Annotated in this window: 20 protein-coding genes; 10 read left to right on the top strand and 10 right to left on the bottom strand. The window is 69.0% G+C overall.

Annotated features, from left to right (window positions below):
- The first annotated feature begins 105 nt into the window (after window positions 1-105).
- Together P0D77_RS06390 and P0D77_RS06385 are read left to right on the top strand one after the other, a co-directional pair.
- The gene (locus tag P0D77_RS06390) at window positions 106-1,380 is read left to right on the top strand and encodes an FAD-dependent oxidoreductase (protein ID WP_277555432.1); all 1,275 of its coding nucleotides are present in this window, start codon (window positions 106-108) and stop codon (window positions 1,378-1,380) included.
- Window positions 1,381-1,467: 87 nt separating this feature from the next.
- Window positions 1,468-2,184, top strand: coding sequence for a competence/damage-inducible protein A (locus tag P0D77_RS06385; protein WP_277555431.1), 717 nt, complete (start codon window positions 1,468-1,470; stop codon window positions 2,182-2,184).
- Window positions 2,185-2,438: 254 nt separating this feature from the next.
- Here P0D77_RS06385 and surE read toward each other — a convergent pair whose 3' ends face one another.
- The 4 genes from surE to P0D77_RS06365 all read right to left on the bottom strand — a co-directional run bounded on the left by surE (window position 2,439) and on the right by P0D77_RS06365 (window position 5,179).
- Window positions 2,439-3,260 carry a 5'/3'-nucleotidase SurE gene (surE, locus tag P0D77_RS06380; RefSeq protein WP_277555430.1) on the bottom strand — a complete coding sequence of 274 codons (822 nt, stop codon included), beginning with the start codon at window positions 3,258-3,260 and terminating at the stop codon, window positions 2,439-2,441.
- A gap of 91 nt (window positions 3,261-3,351) precedes the next feature.
- The gene (locus P0D77_RS06375; RefSeq protein ID WP_277555429.1) at window positions 3,352-3,714 is read right to left on the bottom strand and encodes a PRC-barrel domain-containing protein; all 363 of its coding nucleotides are present in this window, start codon (window positions 3,712-3,714) and stop codon (window positions 3,352-3,354) included.
- Between the two features lie 47 nt (window positions 3,715-3,761).
- Complete coding sequence (locus P0D77_RS06370) at window positions 3,762-4,730, bottom strand: hypothetical protein (RefSeq protein ID WP_277555428.1); 969 nt, start codon at window positions 4,728-4,730, stop codon at window positions 3,762-3,764.
- Window positions 4,727-5,179 (bottom strand): hypothetical protein, encoded by a 453-nt coding sequence (locus tag P0D77_RS06365; RefSeq protein ID WP_277555427.1) that lies wholly within the window; start codon window positions 5,177-5,179, stop codon window positions 4,727-4,729. The genes P0D77_RS06370 and P0D77_RS06365 overlap by 4 nt, the downstream gene beginning before the upstream one ends.
- Before the next feature lie 89 nt (window positions 5,180-5,268).
- Here P0D77_RS06365 and P0D77_RS06360 point away from each other — a divergent pair, with 89 nt between their 5' ends.
- Both P0D77_RS06360 and P0D77_RS06355 read left to right on the top strand, forming a co-directional pair.
- Entirely contained in the window at window positions 5,269-5,583 is a 315-nt protein-coding gene (locus P0D77_RS06360; protein ID WP_277555424.1) for a DUF5798 family protein, read from the top strand.
- 135 nt (window positions 5,584-5,718) lie between these two features.
- Window positions 5,719-6,699: a PLP-dependent cysteine synthase family protein gene (locus P0D77_RS06355; protein ID WP_277555423.1), complete on the top strand. Its 981-nt coding sequence runs from the start codon at window positions 5,719-5,721 to the stop codon at window positions 6,697-6,699.
- Between the two features lie 22 nt (window positions 6,700-6,721).
- On the opposite strand, the gene P0D77_RS06350 is transcribed toward P0D77_RS06355, so the two are convergent.
- From P0D77_RS06350 to P0D77_RS06340, 3 genes are all read right to left on the bottom strand, one after another.
- Window positions 6,722-7,174 carry a DUF4112 domain-containing protein gene (locus P0D77_RS06350; protein ID WP_277555422.1) on the bottom strand — a complete coding sequence of 151 codons (453 nt, stop codon included), beginning with the start codon at window positions 7,172-7,174 and terminating at the stop codon, window positions 6,722-6,724.
- Entirely contained in the window at window positions 7,174-7,452 is a 279-nt protein-coding gene (locus P0D77_RS06345) for a UPF0058 family protein (RefSeq protein WP_277555421.1), read from the bottom strand. Before P0D77_RS06345 ends, P0D77_RS06350 begins: the two co-directional genes overlap by 1 nt.
- Before the next feature lie 111 nt (window positions 7,453-7,563).
- Entirely contained in the window at window positions 7,564-7,779 is a 216-nt protein-coding gene (locus P0D77_RS06340) for a ribbon-helix-helix domain-containing protein (RefSeq protein WP_277555420.1), read from the bottom strand.
- 190 nt (window positions 7,780-7,969) lie between these two features.
- Between P0D77_RS06340 and P0D77_RS06335 the strand changes: the two genes are divergently transcribed.
- The 4 genes from P0D77_RS06335 (at window position 7,970) to P0D77_RS06320 (ending at window position 12,965) form a co-directional block, all read left to right on the top strand.
- On the top strand, window positions 7,970-8,572 hold the full coding sequence (locus P0D77_RS06335; RefSeq protein WP_277555419.1) for a sulfite oxidase-like oxidoreductase: 603 nt from the start codon (window positions 7,970-7,972) through the stop codon (window positions 8,570-8,572).
- A 67-nt stretch (window positions 8,573-8,639) separates the two neighbouring features.
- Entirely contained in the window at window positions 8,640-9,992 is a 1,353-nt protein-coding gene (locus tag P0D77_RS06330; protein ID WP_277555418.1) for an isochorismate synthase, read from the top strand.
- A 51-nt stretch (window positions 9,993-10,043) separates the two neighbouring features.
- A complete protein-coding gene (locus P0D77_RS06325) occupies window positions 10,044-11,222 on the top strand; it encodes a M24 family metallopeptidase (RefSeq protein WP_277555417.1) in 1,179 nt (392 codons plus the stop codon).
- A 54-nt stretch (window positions 11,223-11,276) separates the two neighbouring features.
- A complete protein-coding gene (locus tag P0D77_RS06320; protein ID WP_277555415.1) occupies window positions 11,277-12,965 on the top strand; it encodes a rhomboid family intramembrane serine protease in 1,689 nt (562 codons plus the stop codon).
- 24 nt (window positions 12,966-12,989) lie between these two features.
- Here P0D77_RS06320 and P0D77_RS06315 read toward each other — a convergent pair whose 3' ends face one another.
- Both P0D77_RS06315 and P0D77_RS06310 read right to left on the bottom strand, forming a co-directional pair.
- A complete protein-coding gene (locus tag P0D77_RS06315) occupies window positions 12,990-13,637 on the bottom strand; it encodes an METTL5 family protein (RefSeq protein ID WP_277555414.1) in 648 nt (215 codons plus the stop codon).
- A 3-nt stretch (window positions 13,638-13,640) separates the two neighbouring features.
- Entirely contained in the window at window positions 13,641-14,036 is a 396-nt protein-coding gene (locus tag P0D77_RS06310; protein ID WP_277555413.1) for a DUF7961 family protein, read from the bottom strand.
- A gap of 279 nt (window positions 14,037-14,315) precedes the next feature.
- Between P0D77_RS06310 and P0D77_RS06305 the strand changes: the two genes are divergently transcribed.
- Entirely contained in the window at window positions 14,316-15,272 is a 957-nt protein-coding gene (locus P0D77_RS06305; RefSeq protein ID WP_277555411.1) for a transcription initiation factor IIB, read from the top strand.
- 82 nt (window positions 15,273-15,354) lie between these two features.
- On the opposite strand, the gene P0D77_RS06300 is transcribed toward P0D77_RS06305, so the two are convergent.
- On the bottom strand, window positions 15,355-17,007 hold the full coding sequence (locus P0D77_RS06300; protein ID WP_277555409.1) for a flippase activity-associated protein Agl23: 1,653 nt from the start codon (window positions 17,005-17,007) through the stop codon (window positions 15,355-15,357).
- Between the two features lie 106 nt (window positions 17,008-17,113).
- On the opposite strand from P0D77_RS06300, the gene P0D77_RS06295 reads away from it, so the two are divergent.
- Window positions 17,114-17,422 (top strand): DUF7964 domain-containing protein, encoded by a 309-nt coding sequence (locus P0D77_RS06295; protein WP_277555408.1) that lies wholly within the window; start codon window positions 17,114-17,116, stop codon window positions 17,420-17,422.
- Window positions 17,423-17,485: the final 63 nt, after the last annotated feature.

Below are 17,485 nucleotides of genomic sequence, written 5' to 3'. Positions count from 1 at the left end.
GGCCGCACGCGAGGTTCGCGGCGGTGGTGCCGATTACGACACCACTCACGGCAGCGCCGACGACACCGGGCGACAGTCTCAACACGTCCCACTCGTAACGTCTGTGTGACCCAAACTGACGACGGCCGCGACCCAGACGTACTGGTTATCGGCGGCGGCGCGACCGGCGCGGGCGTCGCGCGCGACCTGGCAATGCGGGGGGTGGCTGTCACCCTCGCCGAGCGTGGCGGCCTCTCGGCCGGGGCCACCGGCCGCTCACACGGCGTGCTCCACTCGGGCGCGCGCTACGCCGAGTCGGACCCGACGGGGGCCGCAGAGTGCATCGCGGAGAACCAGACCCTGCGCGACATCGCCGGCGCGTGTATCGCCGACACCGGCGGCTTGTTCGTCTCGCTCGAAGCCGACGACGACGACTACTTCGACGCGAAGCGCGACGCCTGCCGCGAGGTCGGAATCGAAGTCGAGGAACTGTCCCTCGAGGCGGCCCGCGAAGCGGTGCCGGGACTCTCGGAGTCGGTGTCACGCGTACTGCGCGTCCCCGACGGCGTCGTCTACCCCTCGCGGCTGGTCGCCGCGCTCGCTGGCGACGCCCGCGAGCGTGGCGCGTGCATCCGGACCCACGCGCCGGTGACTGACCTCCGCGTCGAAGACGGGGCAATCGCCGGCGCGACGGTCGGCGGTGAGCACGTCGACGCCGACGTCGTGGTCAACGCAGCAGGCGCGTGGGCGGAAGGCTGTGCGGCGCTCGCGGGCGTCGACGTGCCGATGCAGCCCACGATGGGGGTGATGGTGGGCGTCGACTACGCCGGGGTCGGGCCGGTGCTCAACCGCGCACGGTCGCCGTCGGACGGCGACATCGCGGTGCCGCACGGCGGGCGGACCGTCCTCGGGACGACGAGCGTCGTCGTCGACGACCCCGACGAGTACGACCGTGACGACGCGGATATCCGACGTGTGATCGACGAGTGTGCCCAGATGGTCCCAGGGTTTGCGGACGCGGAGGTTCTCGACGATTACTGGGGCGTCAGGCCGCTGTTTGCCCCCGACGAGGCGCGGCGGGTAGCCGAGACCGACGACGAGGCCGGAACCGGAGACGCGCGCGGCATTTCGCGGGAGTTCACTCTGTTAGACCACGAGGAAGACGGCGTCGCGGGATTCTATTCGATCGTCGGCGGGAAACTAACCACGCATCGCGTAATGGCAGAAGCCGTCGCCGACCGCGTGTGCGAGAGGCTGGGCGTCGACGAGGAGGGGCGAACCGCCGAGACGCCGTTGGTTGGGGCAGACGACCCCGGACGCGTGGACGAACTAGTGGCGGAGTTCGACGCACGCTCGCCTGCCGACGCCGACGTCGTCGAAGAGGCGGCCGCCGACCGATAAGCCGAGACGGTCGTCGACGGTGCGCTCGCGGCCGTCGCATCGCCGGTGCCACGGGACTTAAGCCGCCGAGCCACCTTCATCACCGCTATGCAGGTCGCACTCGTGACCGTCGGCGACGAACTCCTCGCGGGCGACACGGTGAACACGAACGCCTCGTGGCTCGCAGAACAGTTGACGAGTCGCGGCGTCCGCGTGGAGCGAGTGACGACCGTCCCCGACCGCGTCGACGACATCGCGAGCGTCGTCCGCGAGTATCGCGACACGTACGACGCCGTCCTCGTCACCGGCGGCGTCGGCCCCACCCACGACGACGTGACGATGGACGGCGTCGCCGCCGCCGTCGGCGTCGACCTCGCGGCCAACGACGAGGCGCTGGCGTACCTCACCGAACACGGCGGCTACGCGGCAGCGGATCTCACCGAGGGGACGACGCACATCCCCGACGGCGCCCGCGTCATCCATAACGAGAAAGGGGTCGCGCCGGGATGTGTGATCGACTCCATCTACGTGTTCCCGGGTGTCCCGACAGAGATGCAGGCGATGTTCGACGCCGTCGCCGAGGAGTTCGCGGGAGCACAGCCGTACACCGTGACCGTCGAGACGCCTGAACCGGAGTCACGGCTGTTGGATCGGCTGGACGAGGTCCAACAGCGCTACGACGTCGCCGTCGGTTCGTATCCCGGAGAGAACGTCCGCGTGAAGTTCACCAGCACCGACGAGACGCTCGTCGAGGAAGCGGCGACGTGGTTCCGCAATCAGGTCGAGCGCCCGGACGACCCCACGACCGCCGACCGCGACGACTGACGCGGAGGCCCCGAGTCCGTCAGAGACGGTGGCTGACCCTCAGCGGTAGAGGTACACCAGCCAGCCAACGACGACGAGCAGACTCGCAATCAACACGACCGACGCCGACAGCGTCGTTGGAATCGTTGCCTCGGAGGCAAGCGGGAGCGCGTTCATACACGACGCTGGGACCGACCGGAGTATAAACGTGTATATCGTCCACGAGCGCTGCCGCCGTCAGTCGAACACGTCTGCATCCGTCGACCGGTCGCGCGTCACTCCTCGACGGGTGTGACCGACTCGGGGTCGTACGCCGCCGCGAGGTCGTCCAGCGACTCGTGGTGCCGAGTGGTGTGGGGCGCAGTCAGCGGCGACACCGACACGCGACCCTCAACGACCGCACGGCGGTCGGTGCCGACGGGGTCGGGGATGTCGCCCTCCAGCATCCGATCCCACGTCCGGTCGATGAGGTTCACGTGGTCGCCGTCGCGTTGGGCAGTCATATCGTACATCGTCGAGGGGCGCGTCACCTCCATCCGAGTCGGGGCGTCGCGCTCGCTCCACGGCGCGTTCACGTTGAGGTAGTCTGCCTCCTCGAACACGCCGGCGTCCTCGGCGTTGGCGGCGAGATACTGTGCGGCCGCCGCCGCTTGGTGGTAGTCCTCGGGGTCGCTCGCCTTGCTGCGCCAGTCGTCGCCGCTCCCGCCGGGCACGTACAGCGAGACGGCCATCGCGGGCACGCCGAAGAAGGCGGCCTCGACGGCGGCCGAGACGGTGCCCGAGCGCCCAAGGACGTACGCGCCGATGTTCGCGCCCTTGTTGCAGCCAGCGACGACCATGTCCACGTCGGGACACAGCGATTCGAGGCCGGCGATGGCGCAGTCGGCGGGCGTCCCGACGATGGCGTAGCCCAACTCGTGTTCGCGCACCTCGACGCGTCCGGAGAGTTTGCGACCCACCGCCGACTGGTCGTCGGCGGGGGCGACCGCGACGACCTCGCCCAGTTCCGAGAGCGCGTCGTAGAGGGCGCGAAAGCCGGGGCTGTCGATGCCGTCGTCGTTCGTCAGGAGAAACCGCGGGGCGTCGCTGGCACTCATTGGTCGGGAGTGGGTCGGGAGGTGCAAAAGCCCGCCGCTCGCTGTCACGTCCGAGCCGCAGTCGCAAGGGGCCGCCCGGGTCGAACTCGTCTCAGACGATGGGATCGTTGGCGTCGTCGCCCGTCGTGTCCTCGTCGCGTCGACCGCCGGCACGGTCGGCCGCCGATGCCGCGTCGCGCGACCCTGGAAGCGGGAACGCGGCCTCTCGCGCGGACGCCGCGAGGACGACGACGTCGCCGACGCCGCGGATCAGTCGGTAGGGGACGCGCACACCCGACGCATCCGCAGGCAGGCCGCCGACAGTCTGTGTCTCTACGTCCTCGATGGCGAGGGCGACGGGGGCGCCGGTGTCGAGGTCGAGTATGACGTCCACGACGTGGCCGACGCGCCAGCCATCGGCCGTGAACACGGGCTTGTTCGCCAGGTCGGTCACCGGAGCGGTGTCGGACGCCATCGTTGGCGACTGCTTCGCCGGCTGTCACTTAAGCCCTTCCGAGCGCGTCAGTACGTCGAGAGGTCGTTCGCGAGGGCGGCGAGACGGTCGGTCGGGCCCAGCGACGACCCCAACTCGCCGGTCGGTGGCGGCGCAGTCGCGCGACCGTACTGGTCGAACGTCGTCTCCCGGCGCATCACCACGCGACGCACGTCTCGCCGCTCGACACCAACGTCGACGTCGATGTCGCGGCGGTCGACGACGCGGCGGAGTCGGCCCGTCTCACGATGCACCGTCGCGCGAACGCGCGACCCCTCGCGGATCGTGATTCCGGCAGGGGAGTACAGCGGAGCCACTTGGGCGTACGCGTCGGGGCCCGAGAGTTCCAGCGTCAGGGTGTCGGCCGTTCGCTCGTGGACGGTCCACGCGGCGCGGTGCGGACGGATCGGCTCTCCGAGCATCGGCCGCGGGAACTCGCGGACGGGCACTGCTCCCGAGTAGCCCTCGCTGTTCACGCGGATCGGTTCCCCGACTGACTGGGGCGGGGCGTCGCGGTCGACGCGAATCGCGCCGTCGCCGACGTGGAAGACGAATCGCTCGGGGAGCGTCTCCGGGTCGGCGGTCACCGCGTCCGAGAAGTGCAACACCGCGTCGATACTCGCGTACGGGGAAGCCACCCGCGGGTCGACGCCGTCGCGGTCGCGGTCCACGAGCACCATCCCGTTCCCGAACGTCGTCAACGCGTGTGCGTGCCGTCGCCGCGAGTGTTCGTGTCGCTCGCGGTGGCGCGTCAGCCGATACGGCGCGTCGCCGGTCCAGTCGTCGAGGACGCGAACGCGGGTGAGTGCGCGGTGGTCGACCGCGAACAGGTGGCGCGTCGCCGCGAGGACGCGGTCGCGCGGCGTCGGCTCAGACCCGAGACGCTCGCTCGGCAGGTCGGGGTTGTACGGTCGAACGTCGGCGGCCCGGACGCCGCCGTAGCCTGCTACGGTCGCGGCGGCCGCGCCGACGCCCGCGAGGAACTGGCGGCGGTTCACGCCTCCTCCGTCGCCACACCTGGCTGTTCTGCACGCGGCCACATCCCGACGACGCGGCTTCGACTGCCGTCGGCGGCGGTCCAGATAACGCGCACGTCGCCGCGTCGCTCGACGGGGACGCGAATCGTCGCCTCGGGGACCAGCGGCAGCGACGCTTTCGGGGACCGAGCGTCGGAGTCGTCGCTGCGGGGGTTCTCCCCGACCCACGGCGTCGTCGACTCCGTCTCGTCGGTCGTGACGAGGACTGCGAGCGCGCCGGTGTTGGCGGCGGTGAGGCGGTTGCCGCGGACGAACGATACCTCGTAAGCGGAGGCGGCGTCGTCCCACGCGAACGCGAAGAAGGCGTTCGGCAGCGTTTCGGGGAATCCGTCGGTGGAGGGCGGGGATGGAGCAAGACCGCAGCCAGCGAGCGTCGCCGTCGCGGCCGCGAGGAGGGAACGTCGGAACACGGCCTGCGGTACGCGAGCGGACGGGTAAATCCCCGGGCAACGCACGCCGGACCGCAACGCACAGGAACCGCGAGCGACTGTGGCTCGATATGGGACTCGGAAGCACGGCGAAGAAACTCCAGACGGTCGCCGATATGGCGGAGAAACTGTACGCGAAGGTCAACGAGGTCCGTGAGCAGGTGGAGGCGGTGAGAGGCTCCGTCGAGAGCACGGAGACGCGCGTCGAATCGCTCGAACGCGAACTAGCCGAACAGCGTGCGCTCGTCGAGGCGCTGGCGGACGCCGAGGGCATCGACGTCGACGCCGTGACCGACGCCGTCGACCTGGAGGAGGCGACTGTCGACACCGACGCCGAGAGCGAGTCCGACACGACGGACACCTCTAGCGCGTCGGACGCGGCCTGAACCGGTCGTTCGCTGCCGCGGTGCTCCGGGACCGCCGTACGGCCTGGTGTCCGCAGACCGTCGACGACGCATCGTCGCCCGCGGCGCTCACACACGATAGAAAGATACGTGTTCTTCGGCAATCGTTGCCAGCGTATGACCACTCACCGCGAACCCCTCGACTCCGTGCTGGAGACGGTCGGGGAGACGCCGCTCGTCCGCGTCCACGCTTCGCCCGACGACGTGCCGGTGTACGCGAAGTTGGAGACGTTCAACCCCGGCGCGTCGGTGAAAGACCGCATCGGGAAGTACATGCTCGAACGGATGCTGGAGGATGGAACCATCTCCCCCGGCGGCACCGTCATCGAACCGACGGCGGGCAACACGGGCATCGGCTTCGCTGTCGCGGCGGGGCAACTCAACGTGAACGCGGTGTTCGTCGTGCCCGAGCGATTCAGCGTCGAGAAACAGCAGTTGATGCGTGCGCTCGGCGCGGAGGTGGTGAACACGCCCAGCGAGGACGGGATGGGCGGCGCTATTGACCGCGCACACGAACTCGCGTCGGAACTCGACGACGCGGTCGTCCCCCAACAGTTCCAGAACCCGCTGAACGCGGAGTCGCACTACGCGACGACCGCGCCCGAGGTGTTCGACGCCCTCGACGGCGAGGTGGGCGCCATCGTCGCCGGGATGGGGACCGGTGGGACGCTAATGGGGATGGCCGACTACGCCCGCGAACAGGGCTCGGACGCTCGGATCGTCGGCGTCCAGCCAGAAGGGTCGACGTACGAGGACCTGTTCGGCGGGCACGCTGAGGAGGGCGAGTACAAGACCGAGGGCATCGGAACCCACGACGTCTCGACCAACGAACTCGTCGACCCGGAGAAACTGGACGACCTCAAGACGTTCTCCGACCGCGCCATCCACGAGGAGATGGCCCGCCTCGCCCGCGAGGAGGGGCAGTTGGTCGCCTCCAGCGCCGCCGCCAACTCGCTGGCGGCCATCGAGGTGGCCGAGGAGATTCGCGACGGCGACGTGGACGCCCCCCACGACACCGTCGTCACGGTGTTCTGTGACTCCAGCGAGCGCTACCTCTCGAAGGGCGTCTACCGCGAGTTCGAGGAGTGGCAGGGGTAAGCGGACGCGTCGACCGTGACGTTCAGCCGCGTCGTGCTAGGTCGCGTTCCAGCGCGTGGACGTTGCGGAGGTTGAGTTTCATCGTCGCGTCGAGGATGTCGCCGACGAGCGGAACCGTGCCCACGAGGAAGTCGACGGCGACGTACAGGAGCATCCGCGCGAGCGTGCGTTTGCGCGCACCCAGTCGGAACGCCTCCCAGACGACGAGCAACCCGACGAGCGACCCGAGTGCGTCGCCAACGACGGGGACGAGTCCCGCGAGTGCGTCGAACCCGATGCGGTAGGGGACGAGCGGAACATTGATCGAATCGTCGAGGAGGTGTGCGAGCCGTCGGGCGCGGCGAAGACGGCGAGCGCCCTCCGGCGCGGCGACGAGCGACTCCGCCGGGCGGTCGGCCAGGGAGACGCCGCCGTCGGCCAAAAGCAGAGCAGCGTCGCTCACGGGCGCGGAGCCGTCGCCGCGAACGGCCGGCATCAGAGCTTCGACTCGGCGTCGTCGGCGAGTTCTTCCATCCGCTTGCCGACGCGACCCGCGTTCGAGAACTCGTCTTCGGACATCGCGGTCGCCAGCGCGTTGCCGAGGACGAACACCGCGTGTTTGTGCTCGCTCTTGGACTTGTGGACGTGGGAGGGGTCGACGCCGAGTTCGTGGTACGGTTCGAAGAGGTCGTCGGGGACCTCCTCGCGTGCGGCGAAATGCTCCATGATGGTGACCATCTGCTCGTGGAGTTCGAGGAGTTCGTCCTTGTGCATAGCGACCGATTGGCTACTCTCCGAGTTAAGCGTTGTTCGCGAATCGGTCGCACAGCGAACGGAGGGCGATTTGGAGCGACCCCAAATCAGTGCAGAACGGTCGCCGAGGGATCAGAAGACGTACTCGTCTTCGTGCCCCATCATTCCGTCGTCCTCGAATCCGGGGTCCGTCTCGCTGTCCTGCGGTCCACTCGTCTTGTACGCTTTCATCCCGGTTGAGATCAACTCCTCGATCGCCTCCTCGCGGTTGACGAACTCCCCCTGTTCGACCATCTGGGCGATCTGCATCTCGAGGTGCTCCGGGACCGTGATCTCGACTTTCGGCATCTACGCGGGGGTTGACGGAGGCAGTATTTAAAATCTACGGGGGTAGATTCGCGTCATGGGAATCCGAAATCGCCTCTCGTTTCATTAACTGATGGTTACCAGAAAAATTCTTCTCAAAAGCGGAACCAGTCGGGTCGGTCCGTTCCTCCGAAGCCGACAGCCTCAGGTGAGCCCGCCGAAATCATCGACCATGAGCAGCGAGGTCGCAGACTACACGGACCTCTACGAGGAGTTCTCCGACGAACGACTCCCGCCGGGGCAGCGAGAGACCGAGCGGTTTCCCGTCCTCTCGAAGTCGGGGACGCCCGACTGGAACCCCGACGACTGGGCGTTCGAGGTGTGGGGTGCCGTCGACGACCAGGTGACGTTCGACTACGACGAGTTCCGGGAGTTGCCGTCGGAGACGCAACGCCAGGACTTCCACTGCGTCACCGGGTGGTCGAAGTTCGACTGTGAGTTCACCGGCGTCACCTTCCCGACGCTCGCAGAGATGGCGGGCGTCCACGACGACGCCGAGTGGGTGATGTTCCACGCCCTCGACGGCTACACGACGGACCTACCGCTGTCGGAGTGTGACCGTGAGGAGGTGCTGTTCGCGTACGACTACGACGGCGAGCGCCTGCCCGCCGACCACGGCGGCCCGCTTCGCGTCGTCACGCCCCACAAGTACGCCTACAAGGGGGCGAAGTGGGTGACCGGCGTGGAGTTCCTCACCGAACCCGAGCGCGGCTACTGGGAGAAGCGCGGCTACTCCGACACGGCGAACCCGTGGAACGAGGAGCGGTACAGTTAGACGAGGCGGCCGGACGCGAACTTCCAGAACCAACGGGGTAAAGAGCGACCCGGCCCAACACGCGGTAATGAATCCGCCGGACGGCGAGGCGCGGGCGGCGGTGCGCCCCGACACCGACGCGGCGCTCGTGAGTAGGAGTTGCGAGGTGCCCGACGTCTCGTTCGGGTCGTTCCTGGCGGCCGGCGACCGACATCGCGTCCACTGGGCGACGCCCGAGGGCCTCGAAGTCGCCGGCGGCGGTGCTGCGGCGCGACTCGTCGCGGACGGCCCCGACCGCTTCGAACGGCTTCGAACGGACGCCGACACGCTGTTCTCGGCCGTCGACCACGAAGGCCCCGAAGCGACGCGGCCACGCGTGTTCGGCGGCCTCGCGTTCGACCCCGACCACGACGCAAGCGACGTGTGGACCGGCTTCCCCGGCGCGTCGTTCACGCTCCCGGCCGTGCAACTGACGCGCGCCGACGAACGCACCTACCTCACCGTCAATCGCTACGCCCCGGACGCCGACGCCGAGGGTGCCGAGTCGTCGCTGGCGGCGGCACGCGAGCGCTTGGAGTCGCTGCCGATGATGCGTCCCCGCGGGGAGAAACCGGGCGTGGCCGACACCGAGTGGGTCGTCGACCGCGAGACGTGGACCGCACAGGTCGCCAGCGTCATCGATCGCATCCGCGACGGTGGCCTCCGCAAGGCGGTGATGGCGACGGCGCTGCACGTCGACCTCGTCGACCCTATCGACATTCCGGACACGCTGGGTCGCCTCCGACGCACGTACCCCGAGTGCTACCGCTTTCTGATCCAACCGACGGACGGCGACGGCTTCTTCGGGCCGCCGCCGGAGCGACTGGTCCGCCGCGAGGGTGAAGTCGTCCAGACGGAGGCGCTGGCGGGATCGATGCCCCGCGGCGACACCCACGAGGAAGACGACGAGTACGCCCGGTCGCTGTTGGAGTCGGAAAAACTCCAGCACGAACAGGGGGTCGTCGTCGATACCATCTGTGAGCAACTGGACGCGTTCGGCACCGTCGGCGAGGGCGAACAGGGCGTCCGCAAACTCACCAACATCCAGCACCTCCAGACGCCGATCAACGCCGTCCTCGACGCCGACACACACGTCCTCGAACTCGTCGAGGCGCTCCACCCGACGCCCGCGGTGGGTGGCCTGCCGTTAGACGTCGCGCTGTCGACCATCCGCGAGACGGAGACGTTCGACCGTGGGTGGTACGCCTCGCCCGTCGGCTGGTTCGACGCCGACGGTGACGGCGAGTTCGCGGTCGGCATTCGCTCGGGCGTCGCCGGCGGCCGCGAGGCGACGCTGTTTGCCGGCAACGGCATCGTCGGCGACTCCGACCCCGACGACGAGTGGGACGAACTTCAGCCGAAGGTGCGGCCGATTATGGACGAACTGGAGCGGGACGACTGAACCGAGTGCCCTCGGGAAACGACTAACACCCGTCACCGTGTCGGCCCGACAATGAGCGACGCAGGCGAGGTCGAGGGTGTCGATACCGCGGTCGTCGAGGAGAAGGTCGCGGCCGCACGGGAGGCGGTGGCCGAGAGCGACGACGCCGACGCGTGGCTGTCGGTCGGCCGCGAGACGGACGTGAGCCCGGAGCCGTGTTTCCCGTATCTCCTCGGGTTCGACGTGGTGTGGCCCACGGCGGTCATCGTCGGTCCCGAGTCGTCGGCGGTCGTCCTCGGTCGTCACGACGCGCCGACCGCCCGCGAAATGGGCGTCCACGAGGTCCACGCGTACGATGAGTCCATCGCTGACCCCCTCCGCAACGTTCTTGTCGGACTGGACGCCGAGCGGGTGGCGCTGAACTACGACCGCGACGACGTGGTCGCCGACGGCCTCTCACACGGCCTATTCCTGCAACTGCACGACTATCTGCCCGACCGCGAGTTCACCAGCGCGAGCGAACTGATCCGACGGCTCCGCGGCGTGAAGTCGGAGACGGAGTACGAGCGCGTGCGCCGCGCCGCCGAGGAGACGGAAGAACTCCTCCAGACCGCCGTCGCGACGTGGACGCCCGAGACGACCGAACGCGAGTTCGCCGACTTCCTCCACGAACGGATGACCGACCGCGGCCTCGACTCGGCGTGGTCGTGGGACTACTGCCCGACGGTCCACATGGGCGACCGCGAGGTAGGTCACACTCTCCCCGCCGACCACACCGTCGACGAGGGCGAACTCCTCCACGTCGACTTCGGCATCAGACGCGACGGCTACGCCTCCGACATCCAGCGGCTGTGGGTCCGCGGCGAGGTCAGCGACGGCCTCCGCGAGGCGTTCCGCGACGTGCGGGCGGCCATCGACGCCGGGCACGACGTGCTAGAGGCGGGTGCGGTCGGCCACGAGGTGGATGCCGCCGCCCGCGCTGAACTCACCGACCGCGGATGGCCCGCCTTCGAACACGCGTTCGGCCACCAGGTCGGACGGGCGGCCCACGACGGCGGGACGCTGCTGGGCCCCGAGTGGGACCGCTACGGCGACGCGCCACGCCACGAGGTTGCCGTCGGCGAGGTATACACGATGGAGTTGGGCGTCGCCACCGAGTGGGGGTACGTTGGGCAAGAGGAGATGGTGCGCGTCACCGAGGCGGGCACCGAGTGGGTCGTGCCGCCACAGACCGACCTGCGGACGCTGTGATCTGATGACGGACCCGAGCGGCACGGTGAAGTGGCGCGGGCGCCGACCCCTGCTGTGAACCCCGACCTCGCGCTCGTCTCCCGCGCGGCGGTCGTCGTCGCGGCGGTCCTCGCGGTGGCGGTGACGGTCGCGCTAGAGCGACTGGCCGGCTCCGATCGTGGTCCGACCCTCCGCCGTCGATTCGTGCTGGGCGTCCCCTGGGGAACGCTCACCGTCGCTGCGTTCGTCCTCGCGGTGTACCTGTTCGTGCAGGGCGGCTGGAGCCACTGGTATGCGCCGGTCGTCATCCCGTTTCGCGCGTGGTCGTATCTCGCCCCGCTGGGCGTCGTCGTTTCGCCGTTCGCCCACGCCGGCCCGGGCCACCTGTTGGGTAACCTGTTCGGCACGCTCGCGCTCGCGCCCCTCGTCGAGTACGCCGTGGGCCACTACCCCCGACGCCGCGGGAGTTCCTCGTTCGGGTCGTACCGCGAAAACCCGTACGTCCGTGCGTTCGTGCTGTTCCCGGCGGCAGCGGTCGCCGTCGGCCTCCTCTCGGGAGCGTTCGCACTCGGCCCCGTCATCGGATTCTCCGGCGTCGTCTTTGCGTTCGCGGGCGCGGCGCTGCTGTACTACCCGCTCGGCACCGTCGTCGCCCTGTCGGCGGCCGGCGTCGTCTCGACGACGTACCGGGCGCTGTCGAGTCCGGTCGTCGAGGCGAGCGGCCGCCCGGCGTTCGTCACGCCGTGGTGGGCCGACATTGCCATCCAGGGGCACGCGCTGGGCCTCCTTCTTGGGATTCTCGCGGCCGCGTGGCTCGCGGCCGCCCGCGGCGACGACCTGCCCCCGCCGCGTCGACTCGCCATCGGGGCGCTGCTCGTCGGTGTCGAACAGTCACTGTGGGCCGTCTACTGGTTCCGCGGCGGCGGGACGTACGTGCTGTACCGTGGCATCGGCCTCGCGCTAGTGGCGGTTGCGGCTGTCCTCGTCGCCGCCCTCGCGGTCGGCCGCGACGCGCCGCCAGCGGAGTCGATCAGTGAGGCGCTCCGCTCGCTCACACCGCGTCGTGGCTCCGTCGCGGCGCTGTTGGTCGTCCTCGCGATGTTGACTGGGCCCGCACTGTACGTCAACTTCACCGCCGTCAACGACGACCCGCTTCCGGGCGACCCCATCGAGGTGCACGGGTACAGCGTGACGTACGCCGAAGGAGTGGAGAACGGGATGGTGTCGGTCGTCGAGTTCGAGGCATTCGGCGAGTCGACGACGGTGAACACCTCCGGCGTCGTCGTCCGCAACCCCGAGCGCGGCGTGTGGACGACCGCCGTTTCGAAGGGGCGACTCGCCTTCGCCGGACGCCAGCAAGTCGTCCTCGGCGGCGTCGGCTGGCGCGAGGTCGTCACCGTCCGTCGCCAGGGGTGGACCACCGTCGGCGGCGACGGCCCGGCTTACCGCGTGACGCTCAGCCACGACAACGACTCGCGAGTGGCGTTCGTCTCGAACGCCTCCCGCGCGGAGCCACGAATCGAGGGCCGGGTCGTCTCCGTCGTCCCTACCGACCGCGGCTTCGAGTTGCTCGTCGAGGGGGACAACGCGAGCGTCCGAACGGCGCTCCCGACCGAAAACGAGACCGTCGCGGCGAACGGCCTCCAGTTCGAGCGTGACGGGAGAGCCATCTACGCACTCGCCGGCGAGGGCAACACGTCGACCGGGAACGCGACCGCGACGCGAGTGCGGGTGGCGACGAAAGAGCGCTACGGCGGGCAGTGAGCGGTCGGAGACAGACGGTCGCCGTCAGTGGTCTCGTTCCCACTCGATCCGGAACACTTCGGCGTCGAGGTCGGCGGACTCGCTGGTCTGGTGGTCGAAGGTTCGGTCGACGGTGAGCGTCGCGGCGAACGCGTCGGTCACCGCGCCACCCTCGTCGGCGGCGAACGCCTCGACGAACTCGCGGCTGCCGGCGTTGTGGACAGAGTAGGAGACGTCCGCCAGCGACGCCGCGGTTTCGAGAAATGCGCGGTCAGCGTGTTCGTTCCCCGTCTGTGCGCCGAACGGTGGATTCATCAGCACCGTCACCGGGCCGTCGGCGGTGAGGCGGTCGCGTGAGACTGGCGGGCGCGTCGCGTCGCCCGCGACCCAGTGGACGTCAGTGCGCGCGCCGACACGGCGTTCGTTCTCGCGAGCGACCGTGAGCGCTCCTCGGTCGAGTTCGACGCCGACGACGCGGCGTGCGCCGCGCAACGCCGCACCGAGCGCGAACATTCCGGTTCCCGTGCCCAAATCGAGCACCGTTTTTCCCGCGACGTCGTCGCGCAGGTCCGCGAGGTGGACGACGTGCGCGGCCACATCTGCCGGCGTCGGGTACTGTTCGAGACTGGCGCTCGGGTCAGAGAAGCCGGCGACGACCGCTAACTCGCCTTCTAGCGCGCGACGACTCGACACGTCTCAGCGGTCGAGGTCGCCGTGGATAGTCACCGCGACGCCCTCACGTTCGGCGCGTTCCGACAGCGCCGACAGCGCGGGGTCAACTTTCGAGGCGTCCGTCACGTCGCCAGTCTCGACGACCAACTCACCAGCACCGAGGTGGGTCGCCGCGCGCACGAGCGACCGAAGGCGGTCGGCCTCACGCTGGGTCTCGATGGAGCAGTCCGTCGAGAAGTCGGCACTGACGCGCAGGCCGGCGGGGACGTACCCCTCCTCAGCCAACGCCGCACGGAGGTCGCGGAGGTCGCCCGGTGCCGTCGACTCCAGGGCGGCCGCGTCGATGGTGACCGGTTCGGCGTCTACCGGTTCGGCCGTGGCGACGGCCTGCCGGACGTTGGTGGGCGACTGCGTGCTCATACATCACACGTACAGCCGGTAATACAAAAGCGTTTGTGAATGAGCCATAGTTATTCCACACCGATCGATACCGATAGTCAGACACACGCAATCCGGCGGCGCGAAGGTGTCTCTGTGCCGAACAGACCGGAATATCGGAGAAACCATCCGGGATATGACTGTCGGTTCTCGAACAACCCGATTCCGACCCGAAAAGCGTGCCTGGGCGTGGCCCTGCAGCCGAATTCTCTCCACGCCCCACCCAAACATTTAAATACGAGCCGCGACAGAAAACTTATAATGGAAGGTCCGAGCCGACAGCGACAGCGAGAGACCGGTGAGTCGGAGAAACAGTCGGACGAGACACTCTCGTGCCCGGAGTGTTCCAGCGACAACGTCGTTATGGACGCCGACCAGGGGGAGTTGGTGTGTGACGACTGCGGCTTGGTCCTCGACGAGCGTCAGATCGACCGCGGGCCGGAGTGGCGGGCGTTCAACCACTCCGAACGGCAGTCGAAGTCGCGCGTCGGCGCGCCCGTCACCGAGACGATGCACGACAAAGGGCTGACGACGACCATCGACTGGAAGGACAAAGACGCCTACGGGCGCAGTCTCTCCTCGGAGAAGCGGTCGCAGATGCACCGCCTCCGCAAGTGGCAAGAGCGGATTCGGACGAAAGACGCCGGCGAGCGTAACCTCCAGTTCGCGCTGTCTGAGATCGACCGGATGGCCTCCGCGCTGGGCGTTCCCCGCTCGGTACGGGAGGTCGCCTCCGTCATCTATCGCCGCGCGCTGAAAGAGGACCTCATCCGCGGGCGCTCCATCGAGGGCGTCGCGACGGCGGCGCTGTACGCCGCCTGCCGACAGGAGGGCATCCCCCGCTCCCTCGACGAGGTCGCCGAGGTCTCGCGTGTCGAACAGAAAGAGATCGGTCGGACCTACCGCTACATCTCCCAGGAACTCGGTCTCGAACTCAAGCCGGTCGACCCCAAGCAGTTCGTCCCCCGCTTCGCCTCCGCGCTCAACCTCAGCGAGGAGACGCAGGCGAAAGCGACCGAGATCATCGACGTCTCCGCCGAACAGGGTCTCCTCTCTGGCAAGTCACCCACCGGGTTCGCGGCCGCCGCTATCTACGCCGCCTCGCTGCTGTGCAACGAGAAGAAGACCCAACGCGAGGTCGCAGACGTCGCACAGGTGACGGAAGTCACCATCCGCAATCGGTATCAAGAACAGATCGAAGCGATGGGCTTCCGCTGAACGCACGCCGACGCACGGGCTGACTTCCACGGCTTCGCGGCTTCATTTTCACGCCGACTTGCTCCGTCAGCGACGGCGCTCGTTACTGCTCGACGAACACGACAACTCGCCGGTCCCACGTGCCGAGGTTCACGTCGAACTGGTGGTAGCCGTCGAGATTGGTGTTCACCGACACGCGGCGGTCGGGCGTCGTGACGACCACGGGCGGGGCGTCGCCGCCGAACCGACTCGCCGACCGGACGCTCGTCACCTCGGCGTCCATCCGCTCGAAGTACCACTGGAGCGGCAGCCGTGCCCCCCACGCCTCGGTGTCCGCGCTGGCGATGGGCGGGAGCGAGTACTCCTGGCCGACGTACAACTCCCCGCCGACGTACGCCACGTCGACGCCGTCGTTCCCCTCCATCGCGGCCTCGGCGGCCGCGAGCATCGGGTCGATGTTCTCGGAGGACTGGGCGAACTGGGCGAACTCGTCGTCCGCCTCGGGTGTCGCGTACACACCGGCGGCCGTCGCACCGTACCCTGCGACGGCGGCGCCGGAGACGAGGAGGACGGCCGCGAGCAACGCCGGGTCACTCGCGCGTGCCCGCGACCGGAGGCCACGTGCGACCCACGCGAGGCCGACGGCACCGGGAAGTGCGAGGAGTGGCACGACGTGGACGGCCGTCCACGGTTCGACGCCCATCGACGCGATGGGGAACGCGAGCAGGCCGAAAACGGCGGCGTACGCGCCGAACGCGACGACGCCGCGAGCGTCCGAGCGATACCGCTCGTGGAGGAATCCGACGAGGCCGAACACGACCGCCGGCCACGCAGTCATCACCAACGTTCGAACGTACCCGGAGACGGCCGGGAGGAAGGCGTTGCCCTGCACCGGCGGGGAGACACGGTCGAACACACGCAGACCGACGAACCGTTCGGGCACCTCGACGAACGCGAACTCGACGACCGCGGGGAGCGTCGTCGGACTCCACAGGCCGGGGCCGACGCTGCCGCCGCGGGGCGCGAACACGAACAGGGCGACGCCGAGGAAGACGAACAGCGCCCGTGCGAGCGGCGTCGCGTTCGCGCGGCCCCACGCCGTAGCGCGGGCGAGGCGGGCGGTTGCGGCCGCGGGGACGCCCTGTACGCGTGCCTCGTCGACGACGAGTGCTCCTGCGACCAGCCAGAGTGGGAGGTAGATCACGGCGAACCCGGAGGACCCGAGTGCCAGCGCGAACGCGCCGGCCGCGAGGTACAGCGGCCAGCGGGCGCCGGTGTCGCGGGCGTACACAACCGACCCGATAACGACGAGGCCGAACGCCGCCGCCAGCACGTCGCCGCGGAGGAACCGCGAGTAGTACACCAGTAGCGGCGACCCCGCGAGCAACGCCGCCAGCGCCACCGTCTCGTCGTCACGGAGCGTCCCGCGGAACAGGAGTGCGGCCGCCGGGAGGAGACCACCCGCGAGAGCGACGACGGCGCGTGCGGTAGCGTCGGACGCGCCGACGAGGGCGAACACCCAGCGATTCAGGAGGTACACCAGCGGGCCGCCCGCGACGGGGCGGTACTCGTAGACGCCGGTGTCGAGATACCGGAGCGTCCAGTAGCCGACGCGCCCCTCGTCCCAGTGGAACGGGCGCGCGCCGAGGAGGACGAATCGAGCGAGGAGTGCGAGTGCGACGACGGCGGCCACCGCGAGGACGGTACGGTCGACCCGCACCGCGCGCACGCCGCCGTCACCGTCGCCGTCGGACATACTCGGGCGTGTCCCCGCCGAAGTAGTATGTCTTCGGGTTCGGTACCGAACTCGGCCCATCGGCGCGATACGACACCCTCTTTCGCGGCGGGTCCGCAAGACGGGTATGTCACTCGTCGCATCGCTGCCGGGCCGTCCGCTCACCGACGGCGAGGTTGCCGCGCTGAACCGCGCCGACTCGGTCGAACTGGCGGTCGCCGTCGACAGCGACACCGACTCCGAGACTGCCGACCGAAACGCCGCCGCAGACGGCGCGGAGGGACTGCTGCTCGCGACCGACTCGTGGGTGAAGGGGCTGGACTTCCTCGGTGGGGCGTGGGAGGTCGTCGAGACCGTCCACATCGACAGCGAAGAGGAGCGATACGACGCCCTCCGCGTCTGTGAGGACGCCGTCCGCGCCAACGACGCGGCCTGAGACGCGAACGCGAGCCACGAGACCGAACTCGACCACGACTGCCGCTGGCGGGACGCCCGTTTT

Origin of the sequence: Halobaculum limi, from assembly GCF_029490015.1 — an archaeon.
Taxonomy (GTDB): domain Archaea; phylum Halobacteriota; class Halobacteria; order Halobacteriales; family Haloferacaceae; genus Halobaculum; species Halobaculum limi.
The sequence above is the reverse complement of the archived record's forward strand: the minus strand, read 5'-3'. Positions and strand labels throughout refer to the sequence as shown.